This is a genomic window from Pseudomonas sp., from assembly GCF_049301935.1.
GTDB lineage: Bacteria > Pseudomonadota > Gammaproteobacteria > Pseudomonadales > Pseudomonadaceae > Aquipseudomonas.
On the sequence record NZ_JBAQLP010000013.1, the window covers coordinates 1 to 12,202 of the forward strand.

Annotated in this window: 18 protein-coding genes; 13 read left to right on the plus strand and 5 right to left on the minus strand. The window is 62.4% G+C overall.

Going from position 1 to position 12,202, the window contains the following annotated elements; all coding sequences use genetic code 11:
* Positions 1-341 precede the first annotated feature (341 nt).
* Positions 342-620: a polyhydroxyalkanoic acid system family protein gene (locus tag WA145_RS01680; protein WP_422579895.1), complete on the minus strand. Its 279-nt coding sequence runs from the start codon at positions 618-620 to the stop codon at positions 342-344.
* Between the two features lie 174 nt (positions 621-794).
* Here WA145_RS01680 and ubiE point away from each other — a divergent pair, with 174 nt between their 5' ends.
* From ubiE to WA145_RS01725, 9 genes are all read left to right on the plus strand, one after another.
* Positions 795-1,565, plus strand: coding sequence for a bifunctional demethylmenaquinone methyltransferase/2-methoxy-6-polyprenyl-1,4-benzoquinol methylase UbiE (gene ubiE / locus WA145_RS01685; RefSeq protein ID WP_422579896.1), 771 nt, complete (start codon positions 795-797; stop codon positions 1,563-1,565).
* Positions 1,566-1,831: 266 nt separating this feature from the next.
* Positions 1,832-2,449, plus strand: a complete 618-nt coding sequence (locus tag WA145_RS01690; protein ID WP_422579897.1) for a ubiquinone biosynthesis accessory factor UbiJ — start codon at positions 1,832-1,834, stop codon at positions 2,447-2,449.
* On the plus strand, positions 2,446-4,035 hold the full coding sequence (ubiB, locus tag WA145_RS01695; protein ID WP_422579898.1) for a ubiquinone biosynthesis regulatory protein kinase UbiB: 1,590 nt from the start codon (positions 2,446-2,448) through the stop codon (positions 4,033-4,035). Before WA145_RS01690 ends, ubiB begins: the two co-directional genes overlap by 4 nt.
* Positions 4,036-4,102: 67 nt before the next feature.
* Complete coding sequence (gene hisI / locus WA145_RS01700; RefSeq protein WP_422579899.1) at positions 4,103-4,504, plus strand: phosphoribosyl-AMP cyclohydrolase; 402 nt, start codon at positions 4,103-4,105, stop codon at positions 4,502-4,504.
* Between the two features lie 7 nt (positions 4,505-4,511).
* The gene (locus tag WA145_RS01705; RefSeq protein ID WP_422579912.1) at positions 4,512-4,844 is read left to right on the plus strand and encodes a phosphoribosyl-ATP diphosphatase; all 333 of its coding nucleotides are present in this window, start codon (positions 4,512-4,514) and stop codon (positions 4,842-4,844) included.
* Between the two features lie 28 nt (positions 4,845-4,872).
* Positions 4,873-5,112, plus strand: a complete 240-nt coding sequence (tatA, locus tag WA145_RS01710; protein WP_422579900.1) for a twin-arginine translocase TatA/TatE family subunit — start codon at positions 4,873-4,875, stop codon at positions 5,110-5,112.
* 3 nt (positions 5,113-5,115) lie between these two features.
* Positions 5,116-5,469: a Sec-independent protein translocase protein TatB gene (gene tatB / locus WA145_RS01715; protein ID WP_422579901.1), complete on the plus strand. Its 354-nt coding sequence runs from the start codon at positions 5,116-5,118 to the stop codon at positions 5,467-5,469.
* Entirely contained in the window at positions 5,466-6,272 is an 807-nt protein-coding gene (tatC, locus tag WA145_RS01720) for a twin-arginine translocase subunit TatC (RefSeq protein ID WP_422579902.1), read from the plus strand. The genes tatB and tatC overlap by 4 nt, the downstream gene beginning before the upstream one ends.
* Positions 6,269-6,976, plus strand: coding sequence for a 16S rRNA (uracil(1498)-N(3))-methyltransferase (locus WA145_RS01725; protein ID WP_422579903.1), 708 nt, complete (start codon positions 6,269-6,271; stop codon positions 6,974-6,976). The genes tatC and WA145_RS01725 overlap by 4 nt, the downstream gene beginning before the upstream one ends.
* On the opposite strand, the gene WA145_RS01730 is transcribed toward WA145_RS01725, so the two are convergent.
* Positions 6,973-7,470, minus strand: a complete 498-nt coding sequence (locus tag WA145_RS01730) for a winged helix-turn-helix transcriptional regulator (protein WP_422579904.1) — start codon at positions 7,468-7,470, stop codon at positions 6,973-6,975. The genes WA145_RS01725 and WA145_RS01730 overlap by 4 nt on opposite strands.
* A gap of 193 nt (positions 7,471-7,663) precedes the next feature.
* Between WA145_RS01730 and WA145_RS01735 the strand changes: the two genes are divergently transcribed.
* Positions 7,664-8,392, plus strand: a complete 729-nt coding sequence (locus WA145_RS01735; protein WP_422579905.1) for an SDR family oxidoreductase — start codon at positions 7,664-7,666, stop codon at positions 8,390-8,392.
* Between the two features lie 111 nt (positions 8,393-8,503).
* Positions 8,504-9,091, plus strand: a complete 588-nt coding sequence (locus tag WA145_RS01740) for a 2-hydroxychromene-2-carboxylate isomerase (RefSeq protein WP_422579906.1) — start codon at positions 8,504-8,506, stop codon at positions 9,089-9,091.
* 8 nt (positions 9,092-9,099) lie between these two features.
* Here WA145_RS01740 and dtd read toward each other — a convergent pair whose 3' ends face one another.
* Both dtd and pip read right to left on the minus strand, forming a co-directional pair.
* Complete coding sequence (gene dtd, locus WA145_RS01745; protein ID WP_422579907.1) at positions 9,100-9,537, minus strand: D-aminoacyl-tRNA deacylase; 438 nt, start codon at positions 9,535-9,537, stop codon at positions 9,100-9,102.
* Complete coding sequence (pip, locus tag WA145_RS01750) at positions 9,534-10,505, minus strand: prolyl aminopeptidase (RefSeq protein ID WP_422579908.1); 972 nt, start codon at positions 10,503-10,505, stop codon at positions 9,534-9,536. Before pip ends, dtd begins: the two co-directional genes overlap by 4 nt.
* A gap of 109 nt (positions 10,506-10,614) precedes the next feature.
* Here pip and WA145_RS01755 point away from each other — a divergent pair, with 109 nt between their 5' ends.
* Positions 10,615-11,049 carry a hypothetical protein gene (locus WA145_RS01755; protein ID WP_422579909.1) on the plus strand — a complete coding sequence of 145 codons (435 nt, stop codon included), beginning with the start codon at positions 10,615-10,617 and terminating at the stop codon, positions 11,047-11,049.
* A gap of 3 nt (positions 11,050-11,052) precedes the next feature.
* Here the strand turns inward: WA145_RS01755 and WA145_RS01760 are convergent, their stop codons facing one another.
* Complete coding sequence (locus WA145_RS01760) at positions 11,053-11,607, minus strand: methyltransferase family protein (RefSeq protein ID WP_422579910.1); 555 nt, start codon at positions 11,605-11,607, stop codon at positions 11,053-11,055.
* Positions 11,608-11,709: 102 nt separating this feature from the next.
* On the opposite strand from WA145_RS01760, the gene WA145_RS01765 reads away from it, so the two are divergent.
* Complete coding sequence (locus WA145_RS01765) at positions 11,710-12,117, plus strand: beta-hydroxyacyl-ACP dehydratase (RefSeq protein WP_422579911.1); 408 nt, start codon at positions 11,710-11,712, stop codon at positions 12,115-12,117.
* Positions 12,118-12,202 lie beyond the last annotated feature (85 nt).

Genomic DNA, 12,202 nt, shown 5'->3' on the forward strand with positions numbered 1-12,202 from the left:
GCTCAGCACGCTGCTGGTTTCTTCAACGACGGCTGTCTTTTTAACGGCAACTTTCGACATGGTGCACCTCACTCTAAGTGTTTCGAGGAAACGCCCACGGAATGCAGGCTTAGGAGCACGGTATCGATGAAAATTAGAAACCGCATACTAAGCGTGAGAAAAAACTGCCGGGAGCAGTTTTTAAGGTTGCGCAGCAACGGCCCGAAGGGTGGCTGCCAAGGATGACAGGCCATCAAAAATTGCCTGGAGCCATTTTTAACGTTGCCCAGCAACGGCCCGAAGGATGGCCACCATTAATGGCTGGCCATAAAAGCTGCCCGGAACCGTTTTCAAGCAGGACCTCAGGCCTGCAGATTCTTGTCCAGCGCCTCTTCGATCTCGCGTTTGATGCTGCTGCTCATCGCCGACAACAACAACCCCAGGCTGAGTTGTACACGCACGCTGTGTTCATGCACTTCAATACGCCCATCCGCGCCGCTGCGCTTGAACTCCAGGTTGTCGCCATTCCAACGGTAACGCACGTCGTATTCGCGGGCCAGGCGCTCGGCCAGTTGCTCGGCTTTCTCGCGGGCGACTTCACGCCCCAGGGAGTGAGGACGTTCTACGGTGATCTTGGCCATGGCATTTCTCCTCGCCCGTTAACTGCGACCCTAGACTGCGAGACTATAGCAAGCTGCGCGGGTGCAACGCCTTCAGGCTTTTACTTGCGCGCGCGGCTTGAAGCCTAGGGCGGCTTTTAGGTTTAGAATGGCCGCCACTTTAGATGCAGCCTCTGTGTTTTAGGAAAGGCCACGATGAACGATCCGCGCAAGAGCAGCGACAGCGAACCCACCACGCACTTTGGTTTCCAGAGCGTGCCGGAAAGCCAGAAGGCGGAGAAAGTCGCCGAAGTCTTTCACTCGGTGGCGGCCAAGTATGACCTGATGAACGACGTGCTCTCGGGCGGCATGCACCGCCTGTGGAAGCGCTTCACCATCGAGCTGTCCGGCGTACGCAGCGGCAACCGGGTGCTGGACATCGCTGGCGGCACCGGTGATCTGACCCGCAAGTTCTCCAGCCTGGTCGGCCCGACCGGTGAAGTGGTGCTGGCCGATATCAACGAATCGATGCTGCGCGTCGGTCGTGACCGCCTGCTCGACAAGGGTGTGGCCGGCAACGTCAAGTTCGTTCAGGCCGATGCGGAAAAGCTGCCGTTCCCGGACAACCACTTCGACGTGGTGACCATCGCCTTCGGTCTGCGCAACGTGACGCATAAAGAAGACGCCATCCGTTCGATGCTGCGCGTGCTCAAACCGGGCGGTCGTCTGCTGATCCTGGAATTCTCCAAACCGTCCAGCCCGCTGCTGTCGAAGTTCTACGACGCCTACTCGTTCAAGTTTATGCCGCTGGCCGGCAAGCTGATCACCAACGACGCCGAGAGCTACCGCTACCTGGCCGAGTCGATCCGCATGCACCCGGATCAGGACAGCCTCAAGGCGATGATGGTCGAAGCCGGCTTCGAGCGCGTGACCTTCCACAACATGACCGGCGGCATCGTCGCCCTGCACCGCGGCATCAAGCCGTAGGGTCTGTTCCCGTTTCGCTCGCGGCCGCGCCGGAGCCAGTTTTTGCGCGGGGCAAGGCATGAGGAGAGAAGTTTGGTTATTCCAAATAAACGACGAATAACGCAGCACCGCGCAAAAACTGGCCCGGCCCTTCGGGTTGCGCGGCAAATGATGCCATGCTGCGTTGTGGGACTTGGCAAGGGAACAACCATTCCCTGCGTCCCACGCCTTGCCTGGCACCATTTGGCGCAGCAACGCGGCTCGCGTCGAAACGGGAACAGACCCTCATGCTACTAACCGGGCTGCTGGCCGGGGTCGAACTCGGCCTCAATCGCGTACTGGCCATGGACAGCACCGCGCTGCCGCGCCTGGCGCGCCTGAGCGGCCGGGTGATTGCGGTCGAGTGCGCCGCGCCGAATCTGCAGCTGTTTATCCTGCCCAGCGCCAGCGGCCTGCAACTGGCCGCGCAGTGGGCCGGCGCGGCGGATTGCCACTTGCGCGCACCCGCCGCGAGTCTCGTGCGTCTGGCCACCAGCACGGACAAGACCAGCATCCTGCACAGCCCGGACGTCAGCCTGGACGGCGACAGCGCCGCCCTGCTGGAGCTGGCCGGTATCCTGCAGGATCTTGAGCTGGACTGGGAATACGAACTGTCGCGCTGGCTCGGCCCGGTCGGCAGCCAACTGCTCGGCGGCCATCTGCGCAGCCGGGTGAACTGGAGCAGCCAGGCGCTCGACAGCCTGCGCCTGAACCTGGCCGATTACCTCAGTGAAGAATCCCGCAGCCTGGTCGGCCAGCGCGAAGCCGATGCGCGCTTCGCCGAACTGGACCACCTGAAGCTGTCCCTCGACCGACTCGACGCGCGCATCGAGCGCCTCGCCCAACGCCATAAGCCCATCGCATGAAGCTGCTTGCCGTTCGTCGTCTGTTGCGTATCCAGCGCGTGGTGGTTCGCTACCAGCTGGATGACCTGTTATTTGCCCTGCCGCTGCCCTTCTGGGGCCGGATGCTGCGCTATGTGCTGCCCTGGCGCTGGCTGCCACGCCGCAACTTGCTGCTGTCGCGCGGCGCACGCCTGCGTCTGGCGCTGGAAGAACTGGGGCCGATCTTTATCAAGTTCGGCCAGCTGCTATCCACCCGCCGCGACCTGCTGCCCACCGATATCGCCGATGAGCTGGCCAAGCTGCAGGATCAGGTGCCGCCCTTCGATCCGGCCCAGGCACTGACCCTGATCGAATCACAGCTGGGTGCCAAGGTTGGTGACGTATTTGCCCGCTTTGATACGCAGCCGCTGGCTTCGGCCTCCGTCGCCCAGGTGCATGCCGCGCAGCTAAAAAGCGGCGAGGAAGTGGTGGTCAAGGTCATCCGCCCGGGGCTGAAACCGGTGATCGAGCAGGACATCGCCTGGCTGTTCCTGCTCGCCAAACTGGCCGAGCGTGCCTCCGCCGATGCCCGCCGGCTGCGCCCGGTAGAGGTAGTCAGCGACTACGAAAAAACCATCTACGACGAGCTTGACCTACTGCGCGAGGCGGCCAACGCCAGCCAGTTACGGCGCAACTTTGAAGGCTCGCCGCTGCTCTATGTGCCGCAGGTGTACTGGGACTATTGCCGGCCGAAAGTGCTGGTGATGGAGCGCATCTACGGCATCCAGGTCACCGACCTGGAAACCCTGGCCGATCAGCGCACCGATATGAAACTGCTGGCCGAGCGCGGTGTGGAAATTTTCTTCACCCAGGTGTTCCGCGACAGCTTCTTCCACGCCGACATGCACCCCGGCAATATCTTCGTCAGCACCCGTACGCCGTGGAACCCGCAGTACATCGCCATCGACTGCGGCATTATCGGCAGCCTCACCGCCGAAGATCAGGACTACCTGGCGCGCAACCTGATCGCCTTCTTCAAGCGCGATTACCGCCGCGTGGCGCAGCTGCATATCGACTCCGGCTGGGTGCCGGCAGAAACCAAGATCAATGATTTCGAGGCGGCGATCCGTACGGTGTGCGAACCGATCTTCGAGAAACCGCTAAAGGACATCTCCTTCGGCCAGGTGCTGCTGCGCCTGTTCCAGACCGCGCGGCGCTTCAATATGGAAGTGCAGCCGCAGCTGGTGCTGCTGCAGAAAACCCTGCTGAATATCGAAGGCCTGGGCCGCCAGCTGTACCCGGATCTGGATCTGTGGAGCACCGCCCAGCCGTTCCTCGAGCGCTGGATGCGTGAGCGCATCAGCCCGTTGCAGCTGCTGCGTAACCTGCAGCTGCAGGCCGAGCAGGTGCCGCACCTGTCGCAGATCGCCCGCGAAACCCTGGAACGCCTCAACCAGCAACCGGCCAGCCGCCAGCAACAGCCCGTCGCGCGCCGCCAATGGCCGGCGCGCCTGCTCGGCGCAGCACTGGTCGCTGGTGCGGCGACACAAGGCCTGGCGCTGAGCCTGATCGCCTGGCCAAGCTGGCTGATGGTCGTAGGCGGCGTCTATCTGGTGCTGCGCCGATAGCCACACCGGGTGGGCACTGGCACACTAGCTTTCTCAATCAAGCAGCCCGAGATGGGCGGATACGGCAATGACTGACTGGCTCGACGAAATCAACTGGAACGCGGACGGCCTGGTGCCGGCCATCGCCCAGGATCACAAAAGCGGCCGCGTGCTGATGATGGCCTGGATGAACCGTGAGGCGCTGACCCTGACCACCACCGAGCAGCGTGCCATCTACTGGTCACGCTCGCGCGGCAAACTGTGGCGCAAGGGCGAAGAATCCGGCCATGTACAGAAACTCCACGAACTGCGCCTGGATTGCGACGCCGACGTGATCATCCTGATGGTCGAACAGCTGGGCGGCATCGCCTGCCATACCGGCCGCGAAAGCTGCTTTTATCGGGTATTCGAGGACGGCACCTGGAAAACCGTCGATGCGGTACTCAAAGACCCGCATGCCATTTATGCCGCAGGACACAACCATGAGTGACACCGCCATGACTGACACTCTGAGCCGCCTGGCCGACGTGCTGGAGTCGCGCAAAGGCGCGGCCGCCGACAGCTCCTATGTCGCCAGCCTGTACCACAAGGGCCTCAACAAGATTCTGGAAAAGGTTGGTGAAGAGTCGGTGGAAACCATCCTCGCCGCCAAGGATGCAGCCGTCAGCGGCGACTGCAGCGATGTGATTTATGAAACCGCCGACCTGTGGTTCCACAGCCTGGTCATGCTCGCCGCCCTCGGCCAGCACCCGCAGGCGGTACTGGACGAACTGGACCGGCGCTTTGGCCTGTCCGGGCACGCGGAAAAAGCCGCGCGTTCGCAAGACTGATTAAACCTTCACTTTCGGAGTACGCATTATGGGATTCGGTGGCATTAGCATCTGGCAACTCCTGATCATCCTGCTGATCGTGGTCATGCTGTTCGGCACCAAACGCCTCAAGGGCCTGGGTTCGGATCTGGGCGACGCGATCAAGGGCTTCCGCAAGTCGATGGACAACAGCGACGCCGAAAAGCCTGCCCCCGCCGTGGAAGAGCCCAAGGGCCAGACCATCGACGCCCAGGCGCGCAAAGTCGAAGAACCGGCGAAAAAAGACTAAGCCATGTTCGATATCGGCTTTACCGAGCTGCTGCTGGTCGGCATCGTCGCCCTGGTGGTGCTCGGGCCTGATCGCCTGCCCGGCGCGGTACGCACGGCCGGTTTGTGGATCGGCCGGATCAAGCGCAGTTTCAGTGCGATCAAGGCTGAGGTCGAGCGCGAAATTGGCGCGGACGAAATCCGCCGCCAGCTGCATAACGAGCAGATTCTCGAGCTTGAGCGGGAAATGAACGCGATAAAGCAAAACCTTAGCGCGCCGCTTAGCAGCATCACTGAGTCGAGCCCAGCCGCGGCACCCGCCGCAGAGCCGGCAGCCGCTACCGATAGCACCCGCCAGGATAAAAGCCCGCAACCATGAACCAACGACCGGACAGCGATCAGGAAATGCCCCTGGTCTCCCACCTGACCGAACTGCGCACGCGCCTGCTGCGCATTGTGGCAGCGGTGTTTGCGCTGTTTGCCGGGCTGTTCTATTTCTCCCAGGACATCTACGCGCTGGTCGCCGCGCCGCTGCGCGCCTACCTGCCGGAAGGCGCGACGATGATCGCCACCGGGGTGGCCTCGCCGTTTCTCACTCCGTTCAAGCTGACGCTGATGGTCGCGCTGTTTCTGGCCATCCCGATCATCCTGCATCAAATCTGGGGCTTTATCGCGCCCGGGCTGTACAAGCACGAGAAGCGCATCGCCATACCGCTGCTGATCTCCAGCATCCTGCTGTTCTACGCCGGCATGGCCTTCGCTTACTTCGTGGTGTTCCCGATCATGTTCGGCTTCTTCGCCAGCGTGACCCCGGAAGGCGTGGCGATGATGACCGACATCGGTCAGTACCTGGATTTCGTCCTGACCCTGTTCTTCGCCTTCGGCGTGGCGTTCGAGATCCCGATTGCGACCTTTTTGCTGATCTGGGTCGGCGTGGTCGATGTCGCCACCCTGCGCAAGAGCCGGCCCTATGTGGTCGTCGGCTGCTTTGTCGTCGGCATGGTGCTGACTCCGCCGGACGTGTTCTCCCAGACCCTGCTGGCCGTGCCCATGTGGCTGCTGTTCGAGGCCGGCCTGCTCTGCGGCAGCCTGGTCAAGCGCCGCGCCGAACAGGAAGCGGCGGCTGAAGCAGCCGAAAGCGACAGCCCCTCCAACGATCAGCCGCCCGCCGCCCAACCGTGAACCTGCTGCTTCTGGAAGACGGCGACTTTATCGCCGCCGACCGCGTGCTACTCAGCGGCCGTCGCCTCAAGCACCTGCATGAAGTGCACCGCGCCGAAGCCGGCGACAGCCTGCGCGTCGGCCACCTGAACGGCCTGATGGGCAGCGGCCAGCTGTTAAGCCTGAATGCAGATGAAGCCGAGCTGTCCGTGCAGCTCGACCAGCCGCCACCGGCAAAACTGTCACTGACCCTGCTGCTCGCCTTGCCCCGGCCGAAGATGCTGCGGCGCGTGCTGCAAACCGTGAGCAGTATGGGTGTGTCACGGCTGATACTGCTGAACAGCTACCGGGTGGAAAAAAGCTTCTGGCAGACGCCTTTCCTCGAACCCGCCGCCATTCGCGAACAGCTGATTCTCGGCCTGGAGCAGGCCCGCGACACCGTGCTGCCTGAGGTGATTATCGAGAAGCGCTTCAAGCCCTTTGTCGAAGACCAGCTGCCAGGTATTGCTGTCGGCACCCTCGGCCTGGTTGGCCACCCTGGCGACTACCCAGCCTGCCCGCGTGCAGTCGAACAGCCTGTGACGCTGGCCATCGGCCCGGAAGGCGGCTGGATTCCCTACGAAGTGGAAAAGCTCACCGAAGCCGGCCTGCAACCGGTGCAGCTGGGCGCACGCATTCTGCGGGTGGAGACGGCGGTTACCGCCTTACTCGCGCGACTGTTCTAACCCTGTTCCTGCTGCTGATGCCAATGCGCCGGCAGTAGCTGGCCCTTGAGCGCAGGCGCTTCCTCCAGCTGAACATCCCGCGGCTGCAGCGGCTCACCACAATCCGAACACACCAGCACGCCGTGCATCGGTTTGCCGCAGGTGCGGTGAACATGCCGTATCGGCGCGCCCTCGGCGCCGCTCATATGGCGGTCGCCCCAGTGCACCAGGGCCATGATGGCCGGGTACAGATCGCGGCCCTTGGCGCTCAGGCAGTATTCCTCGCGCAGCGGCCGCTGCTGATAAGCCAGCTTATCCAGCACCCCCGCTTCAGCCAGTTTTTTCAGCCGATCGGCCAGCACATGCCGGGTAATGCCCAGACGCTTCTCGAACTCATCGAAACGACGGATGCCGAGAAAACTCTCGCGCAGCACCAGCAGCGTCCAGCGGTCACCCACCACCGACAGGGTGCGGGCCAGGGAGCAGGGTTGCTGCTCCAGTTCTTCCCAACGCATAAGCCAGTCTCCAACCGCGATGCTTCACCATAGCTTGACAGGTTCCAAAATGGAACCGACTATCAAGCCAGGTTCCAAAATAGAACTAACGCGTATTCCCGCGCCCCTCATCCGACGCTACGCGCCACCTTCTCCCGGAGGAGAAGGAAATCAGGAGGGTCGCTACGCGACTTCCCTTCTAAGGAGAACTGCAATGAGCGAACGCAAAGCAATTCTGGTAGTCGGTGCCGGTGACGCCACCGGCGGCGCCATCGCCAAACGCTTCGCCCGCGAGGGCTATGTCGCCTGCGTGGCGCGGCGCAGTGCCGACAAGCTGACGCAACTGGTCGGCGAGATCGAAGCCGCTGGCGGCAGCGCCCGCGCCTTTGGCTGTGACGCACGGGTGGAGGAGCAGGTGGTTGAATTGTTCGCCACCATAGAGCGCGAGGTCGGCCCACTGCATGCGGTGGTGTTCAATATCGGCGCCAACGTGCAGTTCTCCATCAGCGAGACCACCGAACGGGTCTATCGCAAGGTCTGGGAAATGGCAGCATTGGCCGGTTTTCTCAGCGGCCGCGAGGCGGCCAAGGTGATGCTGCCGCGCGGGCAGGGCACCATCATCTTTACCGGCGCCACCGCTTCCTTGCGTGGCCGGGCGAATTTCGCCGCCTTCGCCAGTGCCAAGTTCGCCTTGCGCGCCCTGGCTCAGAGCATGGCCCGCGAGCTTGGTCCCCAGGGTATCCATGTCGCCCACCCGATCATCGATGGCGCCATCGACACCGCGTTTATCCGTGACAATTTCCCCGAGATGTATCAGCGCAAGGAACAGGACGGCATTCTCAACCCCGAGCATATCGCCGACACCTACTGGCAGATCCACTGCCAGCCGCGCGACTGCTGGGTGCATGAGCTGGATCTACGGCCCTGGACGGAAACCTTTTAGGCATCGTTCGCCAACTCGTAGGGTGGATGGCGCCTTATCCATCCACCACCTCAGGCTTTATGGTGGATGAAAAAGCGTCATCCACCCTACAACCGGACCACAGGACACACCATGAACAAAACCGTTGAGTTCTTTTTCGATTTTGGCAGCCCAGCCAGCTACCTGGCCTGGACCCAGTTGCCGCGGATTAGCAGCGCGGCCGGCGCGCAGATCGTCTGGCGGCCGATGCTGCTCGGTGGCGTGTTCAAGGCCACCGGCAACCAGTCGCCAGTCATGATCCCAAGCAAGGGCGCCTGGATGTTTAAGGACCTGGCGCGCTTCGCCAGCCGCTATGGCGTGCCGATGATTTTCAACCCGCACTTCCCGATCAACACCCTGACGCTGATGCGCGGCGCGGCCGGTTACCAGGACGACGAACGCTTTGAGCGCTATGTGCAGGCGATGTTCGAAGCACTGTGGACGCAGCAGAAAAACCTCAGCAAGCCCGAAGTAGTCGCCGAGGTGCTTAGCGCAGCCGGCTTCGACCCGGCCGAGTTCGAACGCCTGGTCAGCGATGAAGTGGTCAAGGAACGTCTCAAGGTCACCACCGAAGAAGCGATCAAGCGCGGCGTATTTGGCGCGCCGACCTTCTTCGTTGGTGATGAAATGCACTTCGGCCAGGATCGCCTCGACTTTGTCGCCGAGGCATTGGAACGCTGAACCTGGGCTCAGCTCTCCAACAGAAAGGTCACCGGCCCATCATTGACCAGATGCACCTGCATATCGGCACCGAACTGGCCGGTGGCGACCTGCGGGTGTTTGGCGTGGGCCTGCGCCACCAGCAGCTCGAACAGTTCCTCGCCCAGGGCAGGCGGTGCCGCCGTAGAAAATCCAGGACGCAGGCCGCTCTTGGTATCGGCAGCCAGGGTGAATTGCGAAACCAGCAGCAGGCCGCCGCCGACGTCGCTCAGCGACAGGTTCATCTTGCCGTCGGCGTCGCTGAACACCCGGTAATTGAGCAGCTTGTGCAGGATTTTCGCGACGCTGGCGGGGCTGTCCTGCGGCTCCACGCCGACCAGCGCCAGCAGACCCTGATCAATTGCGCCGACCACCTCACCCGCCACTTCCACCCGGGCGCCACGCACCCGTTGAATCAATGCCTTCATGCTTCGTCAGGGGCCAGGTTGAGCAGGCGCCGCGCCAGCTCATCGGCCGCGCGCACCAAGGCATCGACTATGCCGGTTTCGGCCGCCGAATGGCCGGCATCGCGGATGATCTGCAATTCGCTGTTCGGCCAGGCCTGGTGCAGCGCCCAGGCGTTGTCCAGCGGGCAGATCACGTCATAGCGGCCATGCACGATCACGCCGGGCAGATGGGCGATCTTCGGCATATCGCGCAGCAGCTGATCGGGTTCGAGGAAGGCGTGGTTAACGAAGTAATGGCATTCGATACGGGCAATCGACAGTGCCCGATGGGCGTCGCTAAAGCGGTCCACCACCTGCGGATTGGGGCGCAGGGTGGCGGTGCGGCCTTCCCAGGTCGACCAGGCCTTGGCCGCGTGCATCTGGGCAATCTGGTCGGGGCCGGTCAGGCGTTTGTAGAAGGCCTGCATCAGGTTACCGCGCTCCTCCAGGGGAATCGGCGCCAGATAGTCTTCCCAGTAATCAGGAAACAGGCGGCTGGCCCCTTCCTGATAGAACCAGTCGAACTCCTGCGGCCGGCAGAGGAAGATGCCGCGCAGAATCAGTCCATGCACGCGCTGTGGGTGGGCCTGGGCGTAGGCCAGGGCCAGGGTCGAACCCCAGGAGCCGCCGAACAGTACCCATTTGTCGATGCCCAGATGCTCGCGAATCTGCTCCATATCGGCGATCAGCGCCTGGGTGCTGTTGTTTTCCAGGCTGGCATGGGGCGTCGAGCGACCACAGCCGCGCTGGTCGAAGGTAACGATGCGGTACAGATTGGGGTCAAAATAGCGGCGGCTGGCGGCGTCGCAACCGGCGCCCGGGCCACCATGGATAAACACCACGGGCAAACCATCCGGTGAACCACTTTCGTCCACATAGAGCACATGCGGCTCCTGCACCGCCAGCTCATGACGGGCATGGGGTTTAATCTCCGGATACAAGGTCTGCATGGCATGCTCCTGAATTGATGCGTAGCTTGACTGCTTGGCGAAGATTAGTCGCCTGTCGCTGCCGCTTAACGCCCTGCCGGGCATCATAACCATGAATCAGGAGTTGAGCATGCCAACAAGGCTATTTGCCCTAGCATTTGTAATGTTTTGCGCCCTGCTCAGCGGTTGCGGCGCCAAGGATGACCCGCAAGCGGCGCTGGAAGCCGCCGTGCAGCAACTACAGGACAACCTGGAAGCGAAGCAGAACAGCGCGGTACTCGACCAGCTGCACCCGCAGTTTTCCGCCCAGCAGGAATTCGACCGCGAATGGGCGCAGCGCACCATGTTGCTGCTGTTTATGCGCCACAAGCACGTCAAAGTGCTGGCCCTGAGCAAGAACAGTTATCTCGACCCGACCTACCGCGACAGAGGCCAGACCGAGGCCCTGATCGCCCTGGCCGGTGCCGAAGGCCTGATCCCCGACAGCGCGCGCCACTACAGGGTGAAGCTGGAGTGGTGGCGGGAAGGCGATAAATGGAAGCTGGCCCGGCTCAGCTGGGAATAGGGCTTAAACAAGCCAGGGAATAAACATCTTGCTGCGCTGCATATAGTCGCGATACGCCTCGCCAAACTGCTGCAGGCACTCGGCTTCGTCACATTTGGCCGTAAGCCAGAGCGCCAGGCTGGCCAGCAGGGCCAGGCTCAGGCTGAGGCCATTGGGCTGTTTGCAGGCCACGCCCCAGGCCAAGAGCAGCAGTGAGGCATACAGCGGGTGGCGAATGTGGCTGTATATGCCACTGGTCACCAGCTGCGAGGTGCGCTCAAAGGCAAACAACTCGGCATCCTGGCGCTGCTCGTTCGGCCGCCCCATACGCCGCAGCTGGTGCAGGCCAGGAAACAGCACCAACAGCGAAGCGAATAACAGGGCCCAGGACACCAACTGATGAGCGGCAAAACGCTCGACAAACCACTGCGGCCCGTTGAGCACCAGCAAGGCCAGAATCGCCTCCCAGGCGAAGAACCGGTAGAAGCCATGGGACTTCGGCCGGCGCAATGCCTGCCAGGACAACGCCAGCAAGATCAGCGTCCCCAGCACAAAAGCCAACCCCTGCAACCACGCCATAAAGCCTTCTCCAACTCCGTCCGTTAGCCCGCCAAAGCCAGGCACTGCGTGACTTGCAGCCCCTCTGTTACACTGCCGGCCTGTTTATCTTGGCCGCCCGCAATGGATCGCACTCAACTGCACAGCCTGCTGCCCCACCAAGGCCCGGCCCTCTGGCTGGACGGCCTGTTGGCGCATGACAGCCTGAGCATTCAGGGCCTGAGTGCCTGGCGCTATCTCGAAACCTTTGGCAGCCACGCCTCACCCTGCCTGCTGTTCGAGGCCGCAGCCCAGTTGTGCGCCGCGCATGGTGCCTTATACGGCGATGCCAGTGCCATTGAAATGGCCCTGGTCGGCAAGCTCTCGCAGCTGCAACTGCACCATGAGCCGACGCAGCGCAGCGGCGCGCTGCAGGTCAGCGCCCTGCAGGAAGCGCTAAGCCCGGCCGGGGCGCTGTATGCCTTCAGCATCCACAGTGACGAGCGGCTACTGCTCGACGGCAAACTGCTGCTGGTGTTGATCCATGCTTGAGCTGCGCCACGTTTCGCACAATTACCCAGGGGCCAACCGCGCCGCGCTGCAGGGTATCGACCTGCAGTTGCAGGCCGGCGAATGC

Excerpts from the sequence above, each read along its gene's own strand:
- ubiB (WP_422579898.1), top strand. The coding sequence starts at position 2,446 with ATGAAGCTGCTTGCCGTTCGTCGTCTGTTGCGTATCCAGCGCGTGGTG.
- WA145_RS01765 (WP_422579911.1), top strand. The coding sequence starts at position 11,710 with ATGGATCGCACTCAACTGCACAGCCTGCTGCCCCACCAAGGCCCGGCC.
- hisI (WP_422579899.1), top strand. The coding sequence starts at position 4,103 with ATGACTGACTGGCTCGACGAAATCAACTGGAACGCGGACGGCCTGGTG.
- WA145_RS01680 (WP_422579895.1), bottom strand. The coding sequence starts at position 620 with ATGGCCAAGATCACCGTAGAACGTCCTCACTCCCTGGGGCGTGAAGTC.
- tatB (WP_422579901.1), top strand. The coding sequence starts at position 5,116 with ATGTTCGATATCGGCTTTACCGAGCTGCTGCTGGTCGGCATCGTCGCC.
- WA145_RS01755 (WP_422579909.1), top strand. The coding sequence starts at position 10,615 with ATGCCAACAAGGCTATTTGCCCTAGCATTTGTAATGTTTTGCGCCCTG.
- ubiE (WP_422579896.1), top strand. The coding sequence starts at position 795 with ATGAACGATCCGCGCAAGAGCAGCGACAGCGAACCCACCACGCACTTT.
- tatA (WP_422579900.1), top strand. The coding sequence starts at position 4,873 with ATGGGATTCGGTGGCATTAGCATCTGGCAACTCCTGATCATCCTGCTG.
- WA145_RS01690 (WP_422579897.1), top strand. The coding sequence starts at position 1,832 with ATGCTACTAACCGGGCTGCTGGCCGGGGTCGAACTCGGCCTCAATCGC.
- pip (WP_422579908.1), bottom strand. The coding sequence starts at position 10,505 with ATGCAGACCTTGTATCCGGAGATTAAACCCCATGCCCGTCATGAGCTG.
- WA145_RS01735 (WP_422579905.1), top strand. The coding sequence starts at position 7,664 with ATGAGCGAACGCAAAGCAATTCTGGTAGTCGGTGCCGGTGACGCCACC.
- WA145_RS01740 (WP_422579906.1), top strand. The coding sequence starts at position 8,504 with ATGAACAAAACCGTTGAGTTCTTTTTCGATTTTGGCAGCCCAGCCAGC.
- WA145_RS01705 (WP_422579912.1), top strand. The coding sequence starts at position 4,512 with ATGACTGACACTCTGAGCCGCCTGGCCGACGTGCTGGAGTCGCGCAAA.
- dtd (WP_422579907.1), bottom strand. The coding sequence starts at position 9,537 with ATGAAGGCATTGATTCAACGGGTGCGTGGCGCCCGGGTGGAAGTGGCG.
- WA145_RS01760 (WP_422579910.1), bottom strand. The coding sequence starts at position 11,607 with ATGGCGTGGTTGCAGGGGTTGGCTTTTGTGCTGGGGACGCTGATCTTG.
- tatC (WP_422579902.1), top strand. The coding sequence starts at position 5,466 with ATGAACCAACGACCGGACAGCGATCAGGAAATGCCCCTGGTCTCCCAC.
- WA145_RS01730 (WP_422579904.1), bottom strand. The coding sequence starts at position 7,470 with ATGCGTTGGGAAGAACTGGAGCAGCAACCCTGCTCCCTGGCCCGCACC.